The organism is Pseudoalteromonas gelatinilytica, from assembly GCF_001641615.1.
GTDB lineage: Bacteria > Pseudomonadota > Gammaproteobacteria > Enterobacterales > Alteromonadaceae > Pseudoalteromonas > Pseudoalteromonas gelatinilytica.
This window is the reverse complement of sequence record NZ_LRRU01000022.1, coordinates 316902-341765: the sequence shown is the minus strand read 5'-3', so window position 1 is coordinate 341765 and position 24864 is coordinate 316902. Positions and strand designations below refer to the sequence as shown.

The 24864-nt window shown below is 41.6% G+C and carries 22 protein-coding genes and 5 tRNA genes; 5 read left to right on the top strand and 22 right to left on the bottom strand.

The features are described from left to right. Window positions 1–319: 319 nt before the first annotated feature. The 5 genes from NH153_RS18875 to NH153_RS18855 all read right to left on the bottom strand — a co-directional run bounded on the left by NH153_RS18875 (window position 320) and on the right by NH153_RS18855 (window position 916). A tRNA-Pro gene (locus NH153_RS18875) sits at window positions 320–396 on the bottom strand. A 125-nt stretch (window positions 397–521) separates the two neighbouring features. Then, a tRNA-Pro gene (locus NH153_RS18870) sits at window positions 522–598 on the bottom strand. A gap of 15 nt (window positions 599–613) precedes the next feature. Further along, a tRNA-His gene (locus NH153_RS18865) sits at window positions 614–689 on the bottom strand. A 23-nt stretch (window positions 690–712) separates the two neighbouring features. Beyond that, a tRNA-Arg gene (locus tag NH153_RS18860) sits at window positions 713–789 on the bottom strand. Between the two features lie 50 nt (window positions 790–839). Next, window positions 840–916: transfer RNA gene (locus NH153_RS18855), tRNA-Pro, on the bottom strand. A 341-nt stretch (window positions 917–1257) separates the two neighbouring features. Here NH153_RS18855 and folD point away from each other — a divergent pair. Then, entirely contained in the window at window positions 1258–2112 is an 855-nt protein-coding gene (gene folD / locus NH153_RS18850; protein ID WP_063706811.1) for a bifunctional methylenetetrahydrofolate dehydrogenase/methenyltetrahydrofolate cyclohydrolase FolD, read from the top strand. 51 nt (window positions 2113–2163) lie between these two features. Here the strand turns inward: folD and NH153_RS18845 are convergent, their stop codons facing one another. Together NH153_RS18845 and cysS are read right to left on the bottom strand one after the other, a co-directional pair. Beyond that, a complete protein-coding gene (locus NH153_RS18845; RefSeq protein WP_063706809.1) occupies window positions 2164–3048 on the bottom strand; it encodes a DMT family transporter in 885 nt (294 codons plus the stop codon). Window positions 3049–3184: 136 nt separating this feature from the next. Beyond that, a complete protein-coding gene (gene cysS, locus NH153_RS18840) occupies window positions 3185–4564 on the bottom strand; it encodes a cysteine--tRNA ligase (RefSeq protein ID WP_063706808.1) in 1380 nt (459 codons plus the stop codon). 178 nt (window positions 4565–4742) lie between these two features. Between cysS and NH153_RS18835 the strand changes: the two genes are divergently transcribed. The 3 genes from NH153_RS18835 to NH153_RS18825 all read left to right on the top strand — a co-directional run bounded on the left by NH153_RS18835 (window position 4743) and on the right by NH153_RS18825 (window position 6862). Further along, window positions 4743–5234, top strand: coding sequence for a peptidylprolyl isomerase (locus NH153_RS18835; protein ID WP_054562080.1), 492 nt, complete (start codon window positions 4743–4745; stop codon window positions 5232–5234). A 55-nt stretch (window positions 5235–5289) separates the two neighbouring features. Beyond that, on the top strand, window positions 5290–6024 hold the full coding sequence (locus NH153_RS18830) for a UDP-2,3-diacylglucosamine diphosphatase (protein WP_063706807.1): 735 nt from the start codon (window positions 5290–5292) through the stop codon (window positions 6022–6024). An 85-nt stretch (window positions 6025–6109) separates the two neighbouring features. After that, complete coding sequence (locus NH153_RS18825) at window positions 6110–6862, top strand: transporter substrate-binding domain-containing protein (RefSeq protein WP_167350249.1); 753 nt, start codon at window positions 6110–6112, stop codon at window positions 6860–6862. Here NH153_RS18825 and NH153_RS18820 read toward each other — a convergent pair. The 3 genes from NH153_RS18820 to miaE all read right to left on the bottom strand — a co-directional run bounded on the left by NH153_RS18820 (window position 6852) and on the right by miaE (window position 11968). Further along, the gene (locus NH153_RS18820; RefSeq protein ID WP_063706804.1) at window positions 6852–8756 is read right to left on the bottom strand and encodes a sensor histidine kinase; all 1905 of its coding nucleotides are present in this window, start codon (window positions 8754–8756) and stop codon (window positions 6852–6854) included. The genes NH153_RS18825 and NH153_RS18820 overlap by 11 nt on opposite strands. A gap of 5 nt (window positions 8757–8761) precedes the next feature. After that, a complete protein-coding gene (locus NH153_RS18815; RefSeq protein WP_063706801.1) occupies window positions 8762–10984 on the bottom strand; it encodes a GGDEF/EAL domain-containing response regulator in 2223 nt (740 codons plus the stop codon). A 225-nt stretch (window positions 10985–11209) separates the two neighbouring features. Further along, window positions 11210–11968 (bottom strand): tRNA isopentenyl-2-thiomethyl-A-37 hydroxylase MiaE, encoded by a 759-nt coding sequence (gene miaE, locus NH153_RS18810; protein WP_055021736.1) that lies wholly within the window; start codon window positions 11966–11968, stop codon window positions 11210–11212. Between the two features lie 229 nt (window positions 11969–12197). Between miaE and NH153_RS18805 the strand changes: the two genes are divergently transcribed. Then, window positions 12198–12797, top strand: a complete 600-nt coding sequence (locus NH153_RS18805) for a Yip1 family protein (RefSeq protein WP_063706798.1) — start codon at window positions 12198–12200, stop codon at window positions 12795–12797. Window positions 12798–12879: 82 nt separating this feature from the next. Here NH153_RS18805 and purF read toward each other — a convergent pair whose 3' ends face one another. The 12 genes from purF to NH153_RS18745 form a co-directional block, all read right to left on the bottom strand. Next, window positions 12880–14406 (bottom strand): amidophosphoribosyltransferase, encoded by a 1527-nt coding sequence (gene purF, locus NH153_RS18800; protein WP_063706796.1) that lies wholly within the window; start codon window positions 14404–14406, stop codon window positions 12880–12882. Between the two features lie 18 nt (window positions 14407–14424). Further along, the gene (locus NH153_RS18795; RefSeq protein WP_036969851.1) at window positions 14425–14919 is read right to left on the bottom strand and encodes a CvpA family protein; all 495 of its coding nucleotides are present in this window, start codon (window positions 14917–14919) and stop codon (window positions 14425–14427) included. A gap of 61 nt (window positions 14920–14980) precedes the next feature. After that, entirely contained in the window at window positions 14981–15637 is a 657-nt protein-coding gene (locus NH153_RS18790) for an SPOR domain-containing protein (protein ID WP_063706794.1), read from the bottom strand. Between the two features lie 11 nt (window positions 15638–15648). After that, the gene (folC, locus tag NH153_RS18785) at window positions 15649–16914 is read right to left on the bottom strand and encodes a bifunctional tetrahydrofolate synthase/dihydrofolate synthase (protein WP_063706791.1); all 1266 of its coding nucleotides are present in this window, start codon (window positions 16912–16914) and stop codon (window positions 15649–15651) included. 25 nt (window positions 16915–16939) lie between these two features. After that, window positions 16940–17815 carry an acetyl-CoA carboxylase, carboxyltransferase subunit beta gene (accD, locus tag NH153_RS18780; protein WP_063706788.1) on the bottom strand — a complete coding sequence of 292 codons (876 nt, stop codon included), beginning with the start codon at window positions 17813–17815 and terminating at the stop codon, window positions 16940–16942. 158 nt (window positions 17816–17973) lie between these two features. Next, window positions 17974–18768 (bottom strand): tRNA pseudouridine(38-40) synthase TruA, encoded by a 795-nt coding sequence (gene truA, locus NH153_RS18775; protein ID WP_063706786.1) that lies wholly within the window; start codon window positions 18766–18768, stop codon window positions 17974–17976. A 141-nt stretch (window positions 18769–18909) separates the two neighbouring features. Next, entirely contained in the window at window positions 18910–19242 is a 333-nt protein-coding gene (locus NH153_RS18770; RefSeq protein ID WP_171038274.1) for a Na+/H+ antiporter subunit G, read from the bottom strand. An 8-nt stretch (window positions 19243–19250) separates the two neighbouring features. Continuing rightward, window positions 19251–19520, bottom strand: coding sequence for a K+/H+ antiporter subunit F (locus tag NH153_RS18765; RefSeq protein WP_063706782.1), 270 nt, complete (start codon window positions 19518–19520; stop codon window positions 19251–19253). After that, entirely contained in the window at window positions 19514–20050 is a 537-nt protein-coding gene (locus NH153_RS18760; protein ID WP_063706780.1) for a Na+/H+ antiporter subunit E, read from the bottom strand. Before NH153_RS18760 ends, NH153_RS18765 begins: the two co-directional genes overlap by 7 nt. Further along, window positions 20050–21567 (bottom strand): monovalent cation/H+ antiporter subunit D, encoded by a 1518-nt coding sequence (locus tag NH153_RS18755; RefSeq protein WP_063706778.1) that lies wholly within the window; start codon window positions 21565–21567, stop codon window positions 20050–20052. The genes NH153_RS18760 and NH153_RS18755 overlap by 1 nt, the downstream gene beginning before the upstream one ends. Continuing rightward, window positions 21564–21908, bottom strand: coding sequence for a Na+/H+ antiporter subunit C (locus NH153_RS18750; RefSeq protein ID WP_063706776.1), 345 nt, complete (start codon window positions 21906–21908; stop codon window positions 21564–21566). Before NH153_RS18750 ends, NH153_RS18755 begins: the two co-directional genes overlap by 4 nt. Continuing rightward, a complete protein-coding gene (locus tag NH153_RS18745) occupies window positions 21908–24700 on the bottom strand; it encodes a monovalent cation/H+ antiporter subunit A (protein WP_063706774.1) in 2793 nt (930 codons plus the stop codon). Before NH153_RS18745 ends, NH153_RS18750 begins: the two co-directional genes overlap by 1 nt. Window positions 24701–24864 lie beyond the last annotated feature (164 nt).

Genomic DNA, 24864 nt, shown 5'->3' with positions numbered 1-24864 from the left:
CAAACAAGGTGATCTCCATGAGTGATAGCAAGTTTTAATGCTGAAAAATTCAACTTAAAACGGCGCATTGTAACCATGAGATACCATTGCTGCTTTGCCTCTATGGGCACTATGTTAAACAATAGACGCGGCATTATAACCTAATATTTATGATAGTCGAGTCTAGGGGGCAATTATTTGGCGTATATAGCAGCATTCAGCGTTTAAGTGCGTAAAAAACGAACGCAATAAATTAACAAAGGAGAATTAAGCTTGCTTAGAGGTATTGAAAAGAATTAACTGGCTTCGAATAGAGGGAATGAAGCATAAATTTTAAAAGTGGTCGGCGATGCAGGATTTGAACCTGCGACCCCTTGGACCCAAACCAAGTGCGCTACCAAACTGCGCTAATCGCCGATACTGAGAGAAGTTTTGAAAATAAAGACCACTTAAGAAACGTGGTCGGCGATGCAAAATTTGCACCTTCAACTGAATTGGATATACCCAAAACAATCGTTCTTTGACCTTGAACTTTCTAAAAGTGGTCGGCGATGCAGGATTTGAACCTGCGACCCCTTGGACCCAAACCAAGTGCGCTACCAAACTGCGCTAATCGCCGATATCTTAAGTAAATTGGGGTGACTGATGGGGCTCGAACCCACGACAACCGGAATCACAATCCGGGGCTCTACCAACTGAGCTACAATCACCACGGCATTTACATATTTTCAAATGGCGCACCCGGAAGGATTCGAACCTTCGACCAACGCCTTAGAAGGGCGTTGCTCTATCCAGCTGAGCTACGGGCGCATCGAAAACTTCATAAGTTTGCCTGTAAGCGCCGCTTCTTAAAGAAGAAGTGGTCGGCGATGCAGGATTTGAACCTGCGACCCCTTGGACCCAAACCAAGTGCGCTACCAAACTGCGCTAATCGCCGATGCTTACCGTTGTTTGCGAGTGACCTCGTTAACAACGGGGTGCATAATAGTGATTTGACCGAGTTAGGTCAAACATTTTTTTAAGAAAATAATTCAATCGGTCACTTTTAGCTCACAATGGTTAAATATTGCAAATATAAGCTAAAATTTGAACTCTTTTTTATAAAGTAGCGCTTTATATAAGATTGCATCTTGGCGCTATGATGCTTTTCTGCGAAAATACGCAACATAAATAAATATGATCAAACAAACATGATTTGTGTATCCACGCCCCCTTTATTGGATAATCATATTTAGATGTATCAGTATCAAGTTAACTAACCCCAATGAAAGGTCACCCATGACGGCAAACATCATCGATGGTAAGGCAATAGCTAAACAAGTACGCAGCAATGTAGCAGAGCGAGTTGCAGAGCGTGTAGCGAATGGATTACGCGCTCCTGGACTAGCAGTCGTGCTAGTTGGTCAAGATCCAGCTAGCCAAGTGTATGTTGGTTCTAAACGTAAAGCATGTGAAGAAGTCGGCTTTGTATCTAAGTCTTACGATTTACCTGGCGACACGACTGAGCAAGACTTACTTGCATTAATAGATCAACTAAACGAAGACAAAGAAGTAGACGGTATCTTAGTACAGTTACCTTTACCACAAGGTCTTGATGCTGAAAAAATTCTTGAGCGCATCACACCACATAAAGATGTTGATGGTTTCCATCCTTATAACATTGGTCGTTTAGCACAGCGTATGCCGGCACTTCGCCCTTGTACGCCAAAAGGGATTATCACCCTACTAGACTCAACGGGTGTTCGTTATAAAGGTATGCACGCAGTTGTTGTTGGCGCCTCAAACATCGTTGGTCGTCCTATGTCACTTGAGCTTTTACTTGCTGGCTGTACTACAACAGTATGTCACAAGTTCACTCAAGATTTAGAAACTCATGTTCGCCGTGCCGACTTATTAGTTGTAGCGGTGGGTAAACCTGAGTTCATTCCGGGTGAATGGGTTAAAGAAGGCGCTATTGTGATTGATGTGGGTATTAACCGTCTTGAATCAGGTAAGCTTGTTGGTGATGTTCAGTATGACGTCGCGGAACAAAAAGCACATTTCATTACCCCTGTACCAGGTGGTGTTGGACCAATGACTGTGGCAAGCTTAATTGAAAATACGCTTGAAGCATGTGAAAAATATCACAGCTAACAAAAAATTATGTTCGCAAAAAAGGCTGCCAATTGGCAGCCTTTTTTGCTTTTAAGTTTTTTGTTGTTTGAACTGCTTAAGTTTTAGCATCTGGGGGAGCACTGAAAACACAATCATCATAAACATTAATAGGTATTGCCAGTCTTGATATTGTTCGTTTATGAGCAAAACTGCACATACTATTCCTGCAATTGGGTTAGCTATCGTACCGAATGAAAACTCAGCCACAGTCATGCGCCCTAATAACCAAACATACAAAATATAAGCAATTGCGGTATTGGGCACGATTAACCAAAATAACGCCGAATATTGCAGCGCTGAAACAGGCTCGAATACCACTTGGTATTGCTCAGGGTGAAGTAAACTGCCATCAATAAACGCAGCCAATAACAAAATAGTGCCCCCAATAATTAACTGCCAAGTAAGTACCACCCACCAATGTATGTGCACCGACAAGCTTTGTACTAAGGTGCTACCAATCACAATAGTCAGTAAGGCACCCAATAAAGCCGCTATTCCCAATACATTTAATGCCACGTGTGCTGGGTCAAACAACAACCACGCCAATACCACCAGCGCCATAGCGCAAAATGCTTGAATTTTTGCAGGTCGCTGCCCTTTGCCAAGCCAGGCATATAACAAAGCCACAACGGGCACAGACACCATCCCTACCCCAGCAATCGCAGCAGGAAGATTCACCGCCATGATAAAAATAAACGCAAAAAATAGCGCGATATTCACCGCACCTAAAGTCAATAAACTAAGCCACTGAGAGCGGGTCGGCAAACTAGGTTTAAGTAATAAAAGGAGTAGCCCTGCAGGCAGTGCTCGCAATGCGCCTAATAAAAGTGGCGGCCAATCTGGTGTCGCATATTTGGTCACCGCATAGGTGGTGCCCCATAAAAAGGCGGGGATCATGGCAAGTAAAATATTCAATGTCTGTCCTTGTTAATACGAAGAGATGACAAGGTAAAACCTCAAGTAAAGTTGAGGTCAATAGCTGTATCGATTAAAAACAAAAAAAGGTTGCCTCGTTGGCAACCTTTTTAATGAATTATATTTCGATAGATACTTAAGCTTTACGCCACGTTGTTTTACCAGCAGAATCTTCAAGTACCACACCGAGTGCATTCAATGCATCGCGTGCTTCATCAGCTACCGCCCAATCTTTGCTTGCGCGGGCTTCATTACGTTTTGCAATTAATGCTTCAATATGCGCTACTTCGTCATCAGCTTGACCTCCTTGTAAAAAGGCTTCTGGGTCTTGTTGCGCAACGCCTAGTACCTCTGCAACACTGCGCAGAACATAAGCAAGTTTACCTGCTTGCTCTGCATCGCTGTCTTTAACACGGTTTAGCTCTTTCGCTAATTCAAATAATACAGGCAGTGCTTCTGGTGTGTTGAAGTCATCATCCATCGCTTTTCTGAATTTAGCCACATATTCATCGCTAGCTAAATCACATTCGATTGGTGTTACGCCGCGCAGTGCAGTGTAAATACGTTCAAGTGACGAACGTGCTTGCTCAAGGTTTTCTTGCGAATAGTTAAGCTGGCTACGGTAATGACCTGAAATTAAGAAGTAACGCACTGACTCAGCATCGTACTCTTTTAACACATCACGTACGGTAAAGAAGTTGTTTAATGACTTAGACATCTTCTCTTTATTGACCTGTACCATACCCGTGTGGATCCACGTATTTACGTATTTGCCGTTATTTGCACAGCATGACTGAGCAATTTCGTTTTCATGGTGCGGGAACTGTAAATCTGAACCGCCACCGTGAATATCAAAATGCTCACCTAAGTGCTTAGAGCTCATTGCCGAACATTCGATGTGCCAACCTGGACGGCCTTCACCCCATGGTGATGACCAAGATGGCTCACCTGGCTTGGCTTTTTTCCAAAGCACGAAATCAAGTGGGTCTTGCTTATCTTGTGCAACTTCAACACGTGAACCGGCTTGTAGCATGGTTAAGTCTTGTTGCGATAACGCACCATATTGCTCAAATGTAGACACATCAAACAATACATCGCCATCTGCGGCAACATACGCATGGCCTTTGGCAATTAAACGCTCAACCATCGCGATGATTTCATTCATATGGTTTGTCACCGTTGGCTCAACATCAGGACGCAGCATATTTAAGCTGTCGAAATCTTCATGCATTGCTTTGGTCATACGAGTCGTTAAATCATTAATTGACTCACCATTTTCGTTTGCACGCTTAATGATTTTGTCGTCAACATCAGTGATGTTACGAACATATTTTAAATCGTAACCAATGTGACGTAGGTAACGAACAATAACGTCAAAACCAACGAAAGTACGCGCATGACCAATGTGACAGTAATCATAAATGGTGATACCACACACGTACATGTCGATTTTGCCATCAACAAGGGGTTTAAACTGCTCTTTTTGTCGCGTAAGTGTGTTGTAAATTTGTACCATTTATAAAATGTCCTTAACGGTGTTTCGAGATTCTCTATGGTAACACTTGCAAAGCCGCTGCTCTAGCGCTTTATCAATTGAATAAGCACTTTGTTAACCGTTTTAAACAAGCTCTTTGTTAATCCAAGGCAACTACTATAAAATAGCCCCATTATTAAACCTGAATATAGGAAACCTCATGGTTGTACTACACACAAACTTTGGTGACATCACTATCAAGATGCACGAAAGCGATGCACCAAACACTGTTAAAAACTTCTTAGAGTATGCAAACGCTGGCTTTTACAACGGCACTATTTTTCACCGTGTAATTGATGGTTTTATGGTACAAGGCGGTGGTTTTGAGCCTGGTATGGTTCAAAAAGAAGTAAACAACCCTATCGAAAACGAAGCAAACAATGGCCTTGCGAATAAAGTAGGCACATTAGCAATGGCACGTACGCCGGATCCACACTCAGCAACTGCGCAGTTCTTTATTAACGTTAACGACAATGACTTCTTAAACTTCAGCAGTGAAACATCACAAGGCTGGGGCTACTGCGTGTTCGCAGAAGTTGTTGAAGGTATGGACGTGGTAAACAAAATCAAAGGTGTTGCTACTGGCAGCGCGGGTTTCCACCAAGACGTACCTCTTGAAGATGTCATCATCGAAAAAGTAACGGTTAGCTAATTTAATCGTTTAGTCTTTTTAAGCGGGCCTGTTGCCCGCTTTTTTGCGAGTAACCATGAATCAAAGTTATTTTATTGCCGATCTCCATTTAACAGAAAACCGCCCCGACATCACAGCGGCATTTTTTGATTTTCTTGATAGCAAGATTATTAATGATGACGTTGATGCGCTGTATATTTTGGGTGACTTTTTTGAAGTATGGGTCGGTGATGACTATCAAACTGACCTTTCAAAGAGTGTTGCCGCACGTTTATGCCAAGCCAGTAAAAGTGGTACTGAGGTGTTTTTTATCCATGGTAATCGCGATTTTATCATGCGAGAAGACTATGCTAAAAGCGCGAGTATGACTTTATTGCCTGAGCAAGTTGTTATTGATTTATACGGTACTCCAACAGTTATCTTGCACGGTGATGAAATGTGCACTCAAGATATTGAGTATCAACAGTTTCGTAAAAAAAGCCGTGGTTGGTGGTGGCCAAAATTAATGCTTGCTATGCCGCTTTGGTATCGCAAAAAGATTGCCCGCAACGCCCGAGAAAAATCAAAACAAAGTCAAGCCGGCAAAGCATTAGAAATCCTAGATGTGACTGAAGATGCAGTATTAGCCATGTTTGAAAAACATCAGGTTGCTAATATGATCCACGGCCATACCCACCGCCCGAATGTGCACCATTATAATCACGCAGGTAAAACACTAACGCGCACAGTGTTGGGTGACTGGTATGAACAAGGGTCATACTTAAGAGTTACACCTGAGCAGCAAAAACTAATCCATTCACCCTTTAAATAGCCAGTATTTTAACTATGCTTTAAACAGTATTGTAAAAAACGCATTATCTATGATGAGTCGATTAAGCTGTTTTTGTTGCTGTTTTTTGTTTAGCTTTTCAGTCCATAGCCAAACTTGGCAACTGGTCACTGAACCATACCCGCCTTACTTTATTAATAATAAGAGCGAGCCGGGTTGGTTGCACGAAGTCATTATTGCAGCACTTAAAAGCCAAAAACACCAAGCAACGATTGAATACACCCATTGGGCGCGCGCTTTAAAACTTGCTAAGCGCCATAAACGTGTTGCTGTACTAGGGGCTTTTTATACAGAGCAAAGGGCTAGAGAATTTAGCTACTCACAACCCTTAGCAACGGCTCATACGGTATTATTTAAGCAGGCGGGCAAAGACATCACCTTTACCGGATCACTCTATTCATTAAAGCCATATACAATCAGCAAAGGCGAAGATTATGTGGTGAGTGACGAATTCGAACAGCATCCTGAACTGACCATAACAACTACAGATAGTTTGATTGAAAGCTTATTACTGTTAAAGCATGGCCGTGTTGATTTAGTTGCCGGTACTAAGGAGGTCGCACTCTATTGGCTCGACAAGAGTGAACGGTTACAGCAAGCAAAACAAACAGAATTAGAAATAATTAGCCCCTACCTTGCCACTCAGTATTTACATGTGATCACCAAAAAAGATCACCCTCACGCTGAGCTATTTCAGCAAAGCTTATATTTAGGCGTGCAGTCTTTAAAAAACTCGGGAAAGCTGGATGAAATATTTAAAAGCTATGAACTCAGTGCAGAGGAAATTGCAAGCATCCATCAATTATTAGCTAAACATTAGTGCTCGTTGAAATACTAATCGGTAGCGTGATTTTAAACTGTGTTGCAATATTTTCTGGCAGTTCATTAGTTGCGACTAAGCTTATCTTACCTTTTAGAACATTTGTAACCCACTGATGAACAAGATACAACCCAAGCCCAGTGTGACCGTGTTTTCTTGATGTGGTGAAGAAAGGATCAAATAGCTGTTCTCGCAAGGATTCATCTATACCTGAGCCATTGTCAGACACTTTAATACATAATGTATTGTCACTTTCTAGATAAACAGCTAACTGAACCTGCTTTGTGTCATGCTCATTAAAGGCATGAGAAATTGCATTGACGATTAGGCTTTCTATAATTTGTGAAATAACCCCAGGTCGACTCGTGATGTCTTGTTTGACATCGATGTGCGTTTCAATTGTTACTTTAGAGGCCTTAAAGCGAGATTTTAAACCCAGTAGAAGATCATGGGTGACATTTTCGATATTAAAGCTAACAAGTTGATCATTCGAGCGATCATGGGCCATTTCTTTAAAGCTTTTCACATGAGCGATCGCTTTATCTAAATTTACTTTTGAGAGCGACAAATTATCGGCAATACGTTCAACTCTCGTTTCTAAAAACTGCTTTGTGAAGCCTTGGTCAATTTTATCTTTGAGTTGTTGATTAATTAACTGTGCATTTGATACTGAAATAGCAGCACCACCTAATGGGGTATTCATTTCATGAGCGACACCGGCCACCATTAAACCGAGCGATGACAACCGTTGCGCTTCAATCAACTCCCCCTGTAATTGATGCTGCTGTTTTATATAGCGTTGTAATTTGCTATTAGCCGCTACCAGCTCCTGCTGCTCATTTTCTAAATTTGCTGTTGCTTTAATGATTTGACACTGATCACGATAACTACGCTTTAAATACAAACCAGCAATAGTAATTAGACAAACAGCACATGCCAAAGCAATGCCAAATGACCATAAAAATATCTCCCTCAGTACTGAATTGTCCGCTTTTACCAGCACAATGATATTACTTAATGCATTGTCATTATTATTACCGAGATTCATTTTTAAAAAGCTGGTTGTACGACTATGCGATGTAATAAGTTGCTGCGTTTTCGGTAATTCAGCAATTGTTTGCCATAACTGATCATCATCTTCGCTGAGAGTGAGTTGTGGCTTATCTAACATAAAGCCCCACTCTTTCTTACTATCAGGATTTAACAACCAATAGCCTTCGCCATTAACCAATTGTATTTGAGCTTGCAAAGTACTCAGTGACTTAATTTGTTGTAAGGTTTTCGATAGGTCAAAATTGACAACAATTAACCCATCTAACACAAAAGTGTCGTTCGTGGTTCGATAGGATGCGCGCAATGTCGGCTCATATGGGGCGACGACAACGCCGCGTTCAACATTTAAATCTATTGGCGTGATGTATACATCACCTTTACTGTGCGCAATTCCTTCAGTGAAGTAATAACGATTACCTTTATTTTGCAACTGTTGTGGTGCCACAACTTGGGCTTTACCAGCTTTAAAATTAACGCGGTACCGTTCTTGGCCCTGGCTATCTAACCAACGTATTTGAGAAATGCTGTCAGCAGCTAAACCAAAATTAACAAAATGAGTTTGTATTTGTTGTTCAAGTTCAGCGTCGGATACGTGGCGTTTTAGCGCTTCGTCAGCCACCAGCAATTTAACCACTTTACGCACATCACCCAACTCTCTGCTAAAGGTATTATGCGCTGCAAGTAAGGTGTTATCTTGTAAAAGCGTGACATTACTTTTTTGTATTTGGTATTGCAGTAAATAAACCATAGCGCTTATAAATAAGCTGCCAATGACAATAACCACAAATTTTATAAGTAGCCTTTTCTTTAGTAACTCATATTGGTGATTTACTTCTACCATAATAGTTAGTTAGACCGGCCCTTTAGCCACTGCAATGCATCATCATAAAACATGGGTTTAGCGTAATAATAACCCTGCCCTACACTACAACCAGCTTCAACGAGCCAAGCGTACTCAGCCTCCGTTTCAATGCCTTCCGCTGTTACTTCAAAACCGAATTTTTCTGCTAATAGCATAATCATTTCGATAATATGTTGATTAGACCTCGAGTCTTGAATATTGCTCACAAAACAGCGGTCTATTTTTATATTTTGTGCTGGTATTTCACTAACATGGGCGAGCGATGAATAACCTGTCCCAAAATCATCAATGCTAATTTTTATCCCTAAACCGGCAAAACGACATAAACATGCATTGATCTTTTCATAGTTAAAAATTGCTTGGGTCTCTGTTACTTCAAGCTCAAGTAACGAAGGTGAAATGCCATATTCCTCAATACGTGCCGCAATCTCAACAAAGTAATCATCGGCTAACAAATCAAACGTAGAGGCATTAAACGCGATTGGCAAACTAACGCCCTGCTCTGCAAATTGGTTAATCGTTTGCATTATTTTGTCAAAAATCAACTTATCTAACTCACTAATAAGTCCAGCAGTTTCGGCAAGTTCAATAAACTCATCGGGTCTGACAAATGTTCCATCACCTCTTTGCCATCGCGCCAGTGCTTCAAAACCAATGACTTCATTAGTGGTTAAATTAACCTTGGGTTGTAGGGCTACTTGGAGCTCTTTGTTGCGTATTGCGGTGCGCAGCTCTTGCATCAATTCATAGCGCCGTGTAATCGCTTTGGTATTATCTAACGTATAATAGAGAAGCTCAGCTCTTTGTGTGTTTTCATCATTAAGAGTAGACTCTGCTAAATTGAATATTTGCTCTGCGTTATGATCTTCAAAGGCGATTAGCTGCATAACTAAAATACGCACATCTAAAAACTGTTTTACCCCATCAATTTCAAAAGATTGACGTTTTAAAGAGTCAACAACGCTTTCATCTTCAAATGCATGGCTTGACACTAAAACACCTAAACAATCACTTTTAAAAACAGCGATACGAGGGTGATACGGCGCTAAGGCTTGCAAAATATTCTCGCGCATTTTTAGATGTGTTTTTTTACAAAATTCATGACCAAACCGAAAAGACTTTTCGTCAAACTGAAGTATCTCAAACACCACTAACTGAGTTTCAGCTTGTTCGTATTTGTTCATATTATCGATTTCGCGCTGGAGCCAGTTCCTGTTGGGCATGTTTAGCGTTATATCGGTGTAAGCAAGCTCAGTAAGCCGGTTCATCAGTGCAATATTCGAAAAGCCTGTACTGACATTTTCACTAAATACCTTTAGTAAAAATACATTATGCTCGTCGATGGGAACATCTGATTTAACAATCGTGATGTAATAGCTAACATCAACATCAGCGGTATCAAAATAAAAAACACTGTAATGCTCAGAAAACACATGCTCTTTTTTATCTCTGGCTAAAATATACGATTGCTGTGCTTCTTCACTGAGCACATCTGTGCTGAGCTCTTTACCATCAAGCCCTCTGTAACAACCGACACTAGTAAGAACTTTTGGGTGTTTATCAACGTGCTTTTCATTGCCAACGCATAATACGCCGCCTCCCTTAGATAGATGCAAAATTTTACCTATTTCATCTAGCACCGCATGAGAAAATGCACGTATGTCGTGTTTACTATTAATGCTTCTTGCCGCATCAAGTACTAACTGCAGTCCTTGTTTGGCATTTGAGATTTGCGAAATATATTGATACGTACGAAGATGGCTACTAACGATAGATTTAAGTTTATCTACCGTCATGTCAGACTTATTCCAATATTCGTCAATATCAAGCAATTGCATTACTTGCGGTTCGGGGGCAAAGCTTGGCTGCCCTGTTAATAGCACTATGCGTATATCGTTGTTGCCTAATACGTGGCGTATGGTATTTACAAGTCTAAGGCCAGAATCGTCTTCTTCCATCACCACATCAAGAAATACAATAGCGATATCTTTGTGACGCGATAACACAGACGATGCCTCTGACACTGAATTTGCCGTAAATACCTCAAGAGACTCATTGTTATCTAGAGATATGGCATTAAAACTGTTTAGTAATGCTTGTTGGTAGTTTAAGTCATCTTCAACCGTTAAAACTTTCCATGTTTTTTGGGCATACGATTGTTCAGAAGCATCTTCTTTAAACTCGAAAGGCACATTAGAATCACGCATGACTTCTCCTTTTAACAACTTATGATTCTATTTTACGAATGTTAATAGCAACCTAGGTCAAAGGTAGTGCAAGATTTTAAAAGGTACAAATTATTTACTAAAACAATAAATGAATAAGTATTAGAAAAGTAATGAGAATTAGTTAATTTGAATAGGGGGTAAAACCCACTAAATTTGGCAAGATAAATGAATTAGAGCGCCAAACAGGCGCTCTGATTTAATATATTATGCAGGCACACCGCTGTGAAATTTAAAGTCTTCATCTGGGGTTGAAATAAGCTCAGCTTCAAGTTGACCAAAAAATTCAACACGTTCGGTAATATCAAACTCACTGATTTCTTGCGCAAGAGTTAAATAATCTTGGTAATGTCGCGCTTCAGAGCGCAGTAGTGAGATATAAAAATCACCTAAGCGCTTATCAACATGCGGGGCTAATTTAGCAAAGCGTTCACATGAGCGGGCTTCGATATAAGCACCGATAATTAACTTATCAACCAAAGCATCAGGCTCGTAAGTTTTCACGTGGCGCAGCATCCCTTTCGCATAACGACATGGAGTAATGCTTTTATATTCAATACCGTATTCATCCATGATCTCAAGGACTTGATAAAAGTGATGTAGTTCTTCTTTAATGAGCATCACCATTTTATCGATAAGGTCTTGCCCGTATGGTGAATTCGATTTTGGGATCATTGATTTAGTCAGCTTGTTTTTATCAGCAAGCTCACGCCAATCTCCTTCTCGCTTATATACAAGCGTCTCAAATGGTTTTAACCACTCAAGCAAAGCATCACTACTTTCTTTATCAACTGCATACTTACGAATTAAAAACATGGCAGACTGAGCTGCTTTTAATTCGCAGATAAGATGGTCGATTAAAACCACATCTAAGTTTTCTTTTTTGGTTGCCGCAGCAATCCACTCATCGGGTGTTTCGCACTTTAAAAAAGAATGAATGGGCGCTAACAAATCAGAATAAGGCACTGAATAACTTCTCATCAAAAATCTTGATTCGATTTTATCACATAAATAAGCCCGCATTCCATGACCCATATCAGTGCAAGCTAATTTTCTATATGCACTAAAGAGTTACATTTTATCGACCATTTCGATTATTGCAGCTTCTTGACAAGGTTTAATTACTGAACCATAACTTAATCAAAGCTGTACAAAAATAAAACAGCTCACATTCCTTTTTACAGGGGCATTGATTATGATTCTAAACCACTTATGGGGCTTGTACGCCCACCCACTCGAAGAATGGCAAACAATTGATAACCGCCACGAAAGCTTGCGCTATAGCTTGTCGCACATTTTATTAATTGCCAGTATTCCTTCAATTATGGGCTACTATTCATCTGTATATTTAGGTTGGAGTATTGGCTCTGGCGATGCAGTGTTTTTAACCCATGATAGTGCATTACTCATTGCTATCGCGATGTACTTTGCACTGATTGCGGGCGTTTTTGCACTTGCTTACTTAGCACATTGGATGGCCGTTACCTTTGGTGCAAAACCCACCTTTACACAAACCTTAGAGCTCGCTGCATATACAGCAACGCCGGTATTTATGTCTTCATTTGCGGCATTTTTACCTGAACTTTGGTTTGTGGTGTGTGTAGGCCTTGTAGCACTTGCCTACTCTGTTTACTTGCTTTACACGGGAGTGCCAATTTTGATGCACATTCCTGAGGAGCGAGGCTTTATTTATGCCAGTTCGGTGGTCACGTGTGGGCTGATATTACTGGTGATTATTTTAGCTGCGACAGCTATCTTATGGACTAATGGAATCGTCCACCCTATGTTTACCTGAGTACATTGTTATTTTCCTTTCTTTCCACAAACAAAAAAGGAGCTATTCAGCTCCTTTTTTATATCAAATAGATTTGCACTGATTAATCAGCACTGTTCTCTTCTTGATTGTGTAGCTCTAAACTCGCTGACATGGCGTTTTCGCGGGTTGATTTCGCTGAATCATTACGTAAACGGTCAATGTGGTTTAGGTAATCTTGGTCGATATCACCTGTGATGTATTGACCATCGAATACTGATGTTTCAAAACGGGTGATTTCTGGGTTTTCTTGGCTTACTGCTGAGATTAGGTCATCTAGCGATTGATAGATAAGACCATCTGCACCGATGCTAGCATTGATATCTTCCACTTCACGGCCATGCGCAATTAGCTCAGCTGCCGATGGCATATCAATACCGTATACGTTCGGGAAACGAATCTCTGGCGCTGCTGACGCGAAGTAAACATTCTTCGCACCTGACTCACGAGCCATTTCTACGATTTGCGCTGACGTTGTACCACGAACAATTGAGTCATCAACAAGTAATACGTTTTTGCCTTTGAACTCACGGTCAATTGCATTCAGTTTTTGACGAACTGATTTCTTACGCATTTCTTGACCTGGCATGATGAAGGTACGGCCAATGTAGCGGTTTTTAACAAAACCTTGGCGGTAAGGCAGGTTAAGTGCTGACGCAATCTCAAGCGCTACATCACACGACGTTTCAGGAATAGGAATAACCACATCGATATCTTTATCAGCCCATTCACGTGCGATTTTTTCACCTAACTTAGTACCCATGTTTACGCGTGTCGCATAAACAGACATACGGTCAATCGTTGAATCTGGGCGCGCAAAGTAAACAAATTCAAAGATACATGGCGAGTAAGTTGCTTTTTCAGCACACGCTTGTGAGAAAAACTGACCATCTTCAGTTACGTAAATCACTTCACCTGGTGCTACGTCACGAACAAACTCAAAACCGTCGGTTTTTAATGCCACGCTTTCTGAAGCAAACATGTACTCAGTACCATTTGCAGTTTCACGCTTACCAAACACCAACGGACGAATGCCGTTCGGATCACGAAACGCAACAATACCGTGGCCGATGATCATTGCAATCGTTGCATAACCACCATTTACTTTATTGTTTACTTCGGTCACTGCATTGAAGATATCTTCAGCGTCAAGTTTTAGCTTGTTTGACTTGCTTAACTCATGTGCCACGATGTTAAGTAAGATTTCAGAGTCAGATGTTGTATTAACATGACGGCGAGCTTCTGAAAATAATTGCTGCTTTAATGCTTCTGCGTTTGTTAAGTTACCATTGTGCGCAAGTGCAATACCAAATGGTGAGTTAACGTAGAAAGGTTGCGCTTCTGACGAGCTAGAAGAACCAGCTGTCGGGTAGCGAACATGGCCAATACCAATTGTGCCTTGAAGGCGTTTCATATGACGGGTATGAAACACATCTTTCACAAGGCCATTGGCTTTACGTAAGCTAAACGTGTTGTTTTCAATGGTAATGATGCCAGCTGCATCTTGACCGCGGTGTTGCAAAACAGTTAAGCCGTCATATAACGCCTGATTAACAGGAGAAGTTCCGACTATGCCAACGATACCACACATTAAATTTATCCTCGCCGATTAACGGTTTACAGAATTTAAAAAGCTCGAGTTGTTTTCGAGGTACGAAAAGAACCACTCAACAACAAAGCCAAATTCTGGAATCAAAATAGAGTTGCCCCACCAATGCGTATTAGGTGCACCGGTAAAAGCATCAAGAAAGAAGAGTAACGCGCTTACGACCAACACGCCACGAAGAGCACCAAACACTATGCCAAAAACACGGTCTGTGCCAGATAAACCCGTACGTTGTACAAGCTCACCTAAAATATAGTTTAGTAACCCACCCAACAGGAGTGTCGCAAAGAATAATATGGCTATTGCGGCTGCATTTCTTAAAAGGGGTTCTGAAATACTTGTTAGGAAGGATGCTAAATATTGGTAAAACAAACTAGAGATGATAAATGCGCCAGCCCATACAGCTAATGACATTGCTTCTTTTACAAAGCCACGTATTAAGCCGATGATAGTGGATAGTGCAATAATGCCAAGTATGGCGTAATCAACCCAGATCATAAGAACCAACTAGTCGTTAATTTGGGGCGCATTCTATAAGACTACCTATAGAATTGCCAGATCATTTTGTAATTTCAAACTGAGTGACTTTGCCGTTTAACTTGGTTAACTGCTTTAACTCAGGAAGCTTACTCTCTAACTCTTTCTTGCTAAGTGAAGGACCTACAAAGACTTTTGTCAGTGTGCCGTTCGGGGTTTTGATTGGACGCGTAAAGGTTTTGAAACCATTCGCTTTTAGTTTTTCTTGTAGTGATTTCACATTAGGTGCATGAGAAAAACTACCCAATTGGATAACATAAGCCATTTGTGTGAGGTTTTCTTCTGGCTTACGGGTTGGCTCTGGAGCTTTGACAACGGTCTTTGCCGGCTCTTGGACTGCAACTTTTGGCTCAGTTTTACGAACCACAGGCTCATCTGTTGATGCTTCGACCATTTGCGGTGCATCATCGACGATTTGTTGCGTTTCATTAGCAGCAAGCTCAGCATCGTTGGCTTGAATATCTTCAACTGGCGTTTGTGACGGTTGTTCAGCAGAGGCGACTTTATTATCAATCGCCTCTTGTAAATCAATCGTAGTGAACTCAGGACGTTCAGGAATTGCTTTAAAGCCTTCAGTATAATGAACCTTTTCACCATCCAAAATATTTGGAATGAAGACAATAGCCGCTACAACCACAATGGTGGTACCTACTAAGCGATTAATAAACCCTGCGTTCACCGATTTCCTCTCTATTTTTTAAAGTAATTGATGGCTGCAGCCACTGTTATAAATGAACCAAACACAATCACAAGCGTGTTTTCATCGACATTTGGTAATAACGTGTCTAATGCAGTTTCAACACTCTCATATTGCGTGCTAGGCGCTGTTGATGTTGTTTCTGCAAGTGCGTTAGCAAGATTCTCAACCTTGTCTCCGCGGAAACAATCTAAGCTTGCTAACGACCATTGGTCAACTACATTTGCGACAGCCGACATGGCAGACACTTTATCTTTATCTGCAAGCATAGCGACTAATGCATGAATTTTAAACCCTTGATCTTTATACACGCTTAATTTACGTGCCAAATAACGAGCAGATTCAGGATTATGCGCCACATCTGTAAAAATGAGCGGCTGCTCACTGAGCTGTTGAAAGCGCCCTTCTACGGTTAAATTTTCCAGGCAATCGCGAACTAGTTGCTCACTTGGCAATAGCTCAAGTTTAGCTAATAAGGTCAACGCTGTTGCAGCATTTTGACAAGGGATAGCAGGCTTAGCTAAGCGCCAATCGTTATCTTGGTACTGCCAGTTAAAGCCTTCACTGTCTTCTGTGAATTTAAAATCACGGCCTGATAACACCATATCAGCGTTAATTTCATTGCCGTAATCAGTCACTGTATGCGGAATCGCTAAATCGCCAACAATGGCAGGCGTATTCGGTCTAAAAATACCGGCTTTGTCGTAACCCACTAATTCACGGGTATCACCTAAGTATTCTTTATGGTCTAAATCTATTGTGGTGATCACGCATGCAAATGGGGTTACGATATTAGTGGCGTCATAACGACCACCCAGACCCACTTCTAACAGCACATAATCAACAGCGTGACGTTTAAAAATAGCCAGTGCGCCCAGTGTTCCGTATTCAAAATAAGTCAGCGGTGTGTCACCACGACCTTTTTCAAGCATATCGAATGCATCAACATGGAATTGATCATCAAGCTCTTGGCCATTAATACGCACGCGTTCGTTGTAACGAATTAGATGAGGAGATGCGTACGTACCGACACTAAAACCCTGAGCAAGTAATAAGCTTTCTAAACAGCGAGCGGTGGTCCCTTTACCATTAGTCCCTGCAATTAAAATTATTTTGCTAGGTGTATCGAGTAAGCCGACTTGGTTAGCAACGCGTGCAACGCGCTCTAAGCCCATTTCAATATTGGCAGGATGGACACTTTCTAAATAACAAAGCCAATCATCAAGACTTGATGATTGGCTAGGAAGGATTTCTGTCATAGCGTTTAATCAGTTAAGCTGAAATTTACGCTACTCTATGCTCTTGTTCAGTAGAAGGCAAGTTCATAAATTTCGCTAAGATACGTGCAAGGGTGTCACGCATTTCACGACGGTCTACAATCATGTCGATTGCACCGTGCTCTAGCAAGAATTCACTACGTTGGAAACCTTCAGGAAGCGTTTCACGTACTGTTTGCTCGATAACACGAGGACCAGCAAAACCGATAAGCGCTTTAGGTTCAGCAACGTTTACATCACCAAGCATTGCTAATGATGCCGATACACCACCCATTGTTGGATCAGTTAATACTGAAATAAACGGTAAGCCTTTTTCGCTCATTTTCGCTAGCGCAGCACTTGTTTTAGCCATTTGCATTAATGACATAAGTGCTTCTTGCATACGTGCACCACCTGATGCAGAGAAACAAATAAGCGGCATATTGTGTTCTAAACACTGATCTACAGCTTCAACAAAGCGTGCACCAACCACTGACGCCATTGAACCACCCATAAATGAGAATTCAAATGCAACAGCAGCAACAGGAATACCTTTTAGGCGGCCCTTCATTGCAACAAGTGCGTCTTTCTCGCCACTTGCTTTTTGTGCTTGGGTAATACGGTCAGAGTATTTTTTAGAATCTTTAAATTTTAAAACGTCTTTTGGCTCGTGCTCTGCACCAATTTCTTGACGTTCTGCATCATCTAAAAAGTTTTCAAGGCGCTTACGGCCACCTAAACGCATGTGGTGATCACATTTAGGACACACGTTGAGTGCTTTTTCTAATTCTGCTTTATATAAAATTGAATCACAGTCTGTACACTTAGCCCAAACCCCTTCAGGGATTTCTTTACGACCTGACGATTTGGTCGTTTTAGGTAAGATTTTTTCTAACCAACTCATTTGCAACTCTCTTAATGCTGTTCTGTGTCGCAGTCTGTTTAATTGGAAACACTCGCTTGTGTTTCTGATAACAAATAAACAGACAGATTTTTTCAATTAAAACATGAATTACCCGCAGACGATATAAAAAACTGGTCTTAGTAGTAGTCTACTAAAGTCTAACTGTCTGAATCAGGTAAAAACAAAGGCCCTAATGGTGTTTTAGGAATGCCAAAATGTTCAGGGTAATCCACATCAACTAAGTAAAGACCCGCCGCTTTTGCTGTTGCACTCGCTTTAGCACGTTCTTTTAGATCAAGTAATTCTTTTAACCACACTGGCTCATGCTTATGTAAGCCTATATCCATTAAACAGCCGGTGATGTTTCGAACCATGTGATGCAAAAACGCATTCGCTTTAATATCAATGATCACATAATCACCTTGGCGTTTTACCGACAAGTGGTGGATAGTGCGATTTGCTGTATTCGCTTGGCAATGTAGCGCCCTGAAAGACGTAAAATCATGCTCACCTATTAGATACTGACAGGCTTCTTGCATTTTAGTTTCGTCTAATGGGTGATGAAAATGAGTCACACCTTCGCTCATAATGGCGCCACGATAGGTGTAATTGTAAATCACATAACGATAGCGACGAGCTGTGGCACTAAAACGAGCATGAAAATCGTCACTGACAGGTTCAGCAAAACGAATCGAAATATCTTTTGGTAGTAAGGTGTTCATACCCATTGTAAACGCGACCATTTCGCGCTCAGCATGCGTATCAAAATGGATCACCTGCCCGGTGCCATGAACACCGGCATCGGTGCGACCTGCACAAACAATTTCAACTGGATGATTACAAATACGCGACAACGCCGTTTCTACTTCTTGTTGTACGCTATTGACGTGTGATTGACGTTGCCAACCACTGTAACGTGCGCCGTTGTACTCTACTCCAAGTGCTACTCGCATAATGACCTATTTACCTACTGAACTAAATGACGGGGCATTTTATGCGATCTACGAGCGCAATAAAAGCCACCGTGGTCGATCACATTACTGTGCCTGCTCAGATATCATACCAATTCGCTTAACGATAAGTGCGAGCTGGGATTAATCTTCTTCGATGTTGTCTAGGCCCTTGGTGCCGTCTTTAGCACGCAGCTTATGATGGATAGCCGATTTGATCAGCATATAGCCGCTGATAGGCGCGGTGATAAGCAAAAAGATTGAAATAAGAATTTCTTTCACGCTCACCCCCTCATTGGTGTAACTAAAATACACCATTGCAGCAATCAATAGCGATGCCATTCCTAAGGTTGTTGCTTTGGTAGGTCCATGTAAACGCATGAAAAAGTCAGGCATTTTCACAAGACCAATTGAACCTATCAGAATAAAGCAACCACCAATTAATAATAAGATTGAAACAATCCACTCACTCATTATCTGTTACCTTATTCAATAATGTCGCCACGTAGCAGGTATTTACACACCGCTACTGTACTTACAAAACCTAGCATCGCAATTAATAATGCCGCTTCAAAATAAAGTCCCGTGCCCATGCTCATGCCATAAAGAATGATCAAAGCAATGGTGTTAATAAACATAGTATCAAGCGCTAAAATGCGATCTGGCACCGACGGACCAACGATTAGGCGCCATAGATTTAGCAATAACGAGATTGCAATCATGGCATAAACAATTAAAAAAACGGTATCTAGCATCGAAAAATCTCCTTAAGCGGTGCTTCGTAACGCTGCTTAATAGTACTAATTAACGCTTGCTCATCTGCTAAATCGAGTACGTGAATCAATAAATAGCGCTGCTCAATAACTTCGCCCTCTTCAAGTGACTCAGGAATAGGATACACCTCTGCGCTTACAGTACCCGGCGTTAACGACACGGTACTTGCCAAAATTGTAATTGGCATTTCATGACTTAAATCCAAAGGCACTTTTACAAAACCCGGACGCAATTTTTTAGTCGGTCCTAAAATCAGCAGTGCCACTTGCAAGTTAGCCGTCACAATATCGTACAGAACTAACATTAAGTGTCTAAATGCCAGACCAGGTTTCACGATAAGTGGTTGCGGATCACGAAATGGAAAGGTGATCCACGGGATAGTGATGGCAAAAAACGCGGCTAATAACAGATGACCCGGTGACACACTGTTATTTAATAACAGCCACACAACAAACAATAAAACACTGCGAAAAGGTGTCGGCAGCCAACGAAAACGAGCTTCTAAACGCATTATTGACCTCCTTGTAATACAGCATTGATGCTCGTATTAATATCAAACAACTGCTCTGAGGTTGCTAACATAAAATCAGAAATTGAACCGGCAAAAACAACCATTAAAGGTGAACATGCCAACAAAGCAATTACCGCGGTTACTTTTAAAGGGTGTGCTTTGCTGCCCTCAATTGCTTCGCTGTCTTTGTGTTTATGATCCCAAAATAAGCTTGTGCCAGCACGAGAAACTGCGACTAATAACGCAAGACTGGCAAGAATATAAATTGGCCAGAATAACATGGCTTTTTCACTATCAAGGGTGCTTTTTAGAATCCAAATTTTGCCCACAAAACCAGATAGTGGTGGCATACCAACCACTGCAAGTGCGGCGATAACAAAACAAATACCCAGTAAGAATGGCTGCGCAACGGGACGCCCTGCGACTAAACGGTCCGCAACCTTACCACGCTGCTGTGCAATTAAATCGGCAATTAAAAATAGCGCGGCACAAATTACCGTTGAGTGCACAAGGTAATAAAGGAGTGCCGCTGTTGCCGAGACATTTTGAATTGCAACGAGTGCCACTAATGTACCGACAGAGACAATCACTAAATTGGCTATCAACTTTCTAAAATCTTGACTCGCTAATACACCAATTGCTCCCATCACGATGGTTGCGAGTGCAAGGCCCCATAACCAAGGCTGTGCCATGTGAGCAAGCTCACCCGCGTTCTCACCAAAGATCACCGTATAAATACGAAGCATGGCGTACACACCGACTTTAGTCATAATGGCAAATAAGGCTGCAACCAGCGGCATCGCATTTGCGTAGGTATTTGGTAGCCATAAATGCAAAGGTAATAACGCGCCTTTTAAGGCAAATACCACGATTAACAGTAAGCCACCAATTTTAGCTAGGTAAACATCATCACCTGTCAATTGCGGGACTTTTTGTGCTAAATCAGCAATATTTAACGTACCTAGTACACCATATAGTACGCCTAAGGCAATTAAGAATACGCTTGAGCCAATCAGGTTTAAAATCACGTATTGTAATGCAGCACGGGTGCTGTGTTTATCCGCTGAGTGCATTAATAATGAATAGGATGCAATAAGTAACACTTCGAAAAATACGAATAGATTAAATACATCGCCAGTTAAAAACGCGCCGTTCACGCCTAAAATCAAAAAGTGCACTAATGGGTGAAAAAAGCTGCCTTTTTTGTCATCACCAGCACAACTATAAAGCACCACGACCGCCCCTAAGAAGCTAGTAAGCAGCACTAATAATGTCGCAAGTCTGTCAGCGACAAGTACAATCCCAAATGGCGCCGACCAATCACCTATGGCGTAAACCATTGGTGCAGTACTGTTGATATAAAACAGCAAATAGGCGCTCACCAAGACTGTAACCAAAGATAAAATGACAGAGGTTACACGGCGAATTTGTAAGTTCTTTCCGCAAGGCGGCATTAATAGCAAAACGCCAGCCAGCATAGGAATTAAAATCGGTAAAGAAGCGAGATGCTGTATCATTTTTGCTCCTTCGACGACTTAACCATATGACCATCGACATGGTCATTCCCTAAATCTGCGCGTCCGCGAATCGCTAAAATAACCACAAACGCAGTCATCGCAAAACCAATTACAATGGCAGTTAAAACCAGCGCTTGCGGTAATGGATCTGCATATTCGCTGCCAGAGCCTAATACAGCGGCTTTATTAATGGTCAAGCGTCCTGATGAGAATAAAAACAGGTTTACTGCATAAGAAAGCATGGTCAAACCCAGTACCACCGGGAACGTTCGCGCTCTCAAAATTAAATAAATTCCGCATGCAACCAGCACGCCCACGCATGATGCGTACAACACTTCCATTAAATATTTACCTCTTGCTTGGGTGTATCAGCAGTCAGTTTTCCTAAACTTGCTAAAATCATCAGCGTTGCACCTACAACGGTTAAATACACACCTAAATCAAACACGATAGCACTGGCAAGCTCAGTCTTGCCGACTAACGGAATATCAAAATAATCAAACCATGTTTTTAAGAATGGACGATCAAATGCCCAACTACCTAAGCCCGTTAATAAAGCAATGGCAATACCCGAAGCGATTATCTTGCGGTAGTTAACATCAAAGCGCTCTGAAATCCAATTCGAACCATTTGCCATGTACTGTAAAATAAACGCAATTGCAGTCACTAGACCGGCAATAAAGCCACCGCCAGGTAAATTGTGACCACGTAAGAAGATGTACGCAGAAACCAATAAAGCCAGTGGTAATAAACTTTGCGAAATGCTCGCTAACAAAATTGGGTGGCGTTCGCGCGCCCAAGGGCGACCTTCGCTATCACTTGCTGGCATAAACAGTGGCAAGTTGATAAGCAGTTTATAAATACCCAATGCAGCAATACCTAGTACGGTAATTTCGCCAAGGGTATCAAAGCCCCTAAAATCGACTAAGATCACGTTCACCACGTTAGTACCACCACCGCCGGTTTTAGCATTGGCAATAAAGAAGTCAGAAATCGACTCAAGTGGTCTGGTTAATAAGGCATAACAGATACTTGCTACAACAACACCAATAGCTGATGAAATTCCTAAATCTCGCAATATACGTAATGAGCTAGACTCTTTCGGAGTGCGCTGTGGTAAGAAGAACAGCGCTAACATAAGTAAGATAACCGTCACGACTTCTACAGTTAACTGAGTCAGTGCTAAATCTGGCGCTGAGAAACGGGTAAATACCACCGATACCATCAAGCCTACAATCGAAATCATAATCAACGAAATCATTCGTGAGCGATGCCAGATAACCGTTGCAAGCGCACCAATCACCAGTAGACCAGCACCAATCGCATTATGGAAATCGATTGGCGTTAAACCATTTGCACCCGCCAGCTGACGCATTTCGAATAATGGCCAACCTGCGCACAACAACACCACAGTGATCATCACAAACGCATAGCGCTGTAATGAACCATTTTCGATGCGATTAATTCTTTCTTGAGACCACTTAATTAGCCCGTACATACCGCGGTCAAAACCTTTCTTCGCATTTAAGGTCGGTAATGACGCTTGGAAATGGAATAAATGTTTACGTTGAATGTAAATTAATACACCGCACGACGTTGCGATGAAGCTCATTAACAGCGGTAAGTTGAAGCCATGCCACACTGATAACGTGTATTCAGGAGCAACATTGCCTAGCACTGCAAATGAGGCCGAAGCCAAAATATCGCTTACAGCAAAGTCAGGGAACATACCTACTAATAAACACAGCACCACTAATATTTCGATTGGCACACGCATGTAACGCGGTGGCTCATGAGGCTGCTTTGGTAAGTCGACAGGGTCACCATTAAAGAAAACATCATGAATGAAACGCGCTGAATAGGCGACAGAGAGCGCTCCGGCAATTGTCGCTAATACCGGAATTAACCATGACATAGAACCCAATACTTGTTGGTGTAATGTTTCAGCAAAAAACATTTCTTTCGATAAGAAACCATTTAATAGTGGCACCCCTGCCATGGCTGCGGCTGCGACCATGGCAAGCGTTGCGGTATAAGGCATAAAGCGCCACATACCATTAAGCTTACGCATATCTCGGGTGCCGGTTTCATGGTCAATAATACCCGTTGCCATAAATAACGACGCTTTAAACGTTGCGTGGTTAATAATATGGAAAATAGCTGCCACCGTAGCAAGCTCAGTATCTAAGCCAAGTAATAAGGTAATTAAACCTAAATGGCTGATTGTTGAATACGCTAGTAAGCCTTTTAAATCATGTTTAAATAAAGCGATATAAGCACCAACGAGTAAGGTCGCAAGACCCGTCATGGCTACTAAAATAAACCAAATGTCTGTGCCTGCAAGGGCTGGATAAAAACGCGCTAATAAGAAAATACCCGCTTTAACCATGGTTGCGGAGTGAAGATAAGCACTAACCGGAGTAGGTGCGGCCATGGCATGCGGTAACCAAAAGTGAAAAGGAAATTGCGCAGATTTAGTAAACGCACCTAACAGCACTAATACCAAGGCAACTTCATACAAGCCATGTGACTGGATCAGGGTTTTGCTTGCGAGGATTACATCAAGGTTATAACTACCAACAATATCACCAATCAGCAATAAACCTGCTAGCAACGCAAGACCGCCTGCACCGGTTATGGCAAGTGCCATGCGTGCGCCTTTTCTGGCTTCTGATTTGTGCCACCAGTAGCTAATCAATAAGAATGAGCTAATACTGGTTAGCTCCCAGAAAAACCATAACTGGATCACGTTGTTCGACATCACAATGCCGACCATCGCGGTCATAAATAGCATTAAATAGCAAAATAGCTTTGCCATAGAGTCATTACTACTTAAATAGTAACGTGCATAGAAGATCACGAGGGTACCAATCCCCAAGATCATATATAAAAACAGTAAACTCAAACCATCAAGTCGAAACGAAACTTGCATGTTTAAAAGTGGGATCCAATCCGCGCTATAGCGAATTGTTTCGCCAGAAAACACCGCAGGGGTATACGAAAATACAATTCCAAGGGCAATCAAAGGCGCTAACATAGTCAAAGCGGTACTTTGATTTCGTGTTAGTTTTGAAGTGCAGGATGAAATAACACTGCCGATTAAGGATAACAGGGGTATCCAGAGCAAAGTCATAATTAGGAGCCTTTTAGTGTCATAAGAATATCAATACTGCTGCTAGTTTTAATTAGTTGCGTACTGTTCATTTGGATGGTTTAAAGTTGGCTTCAAAAAAAGCTTATAGTGCGTACAGTTATACTGATCAGGGGCTATTTTGTCTATAGGAGACAGACCTATTT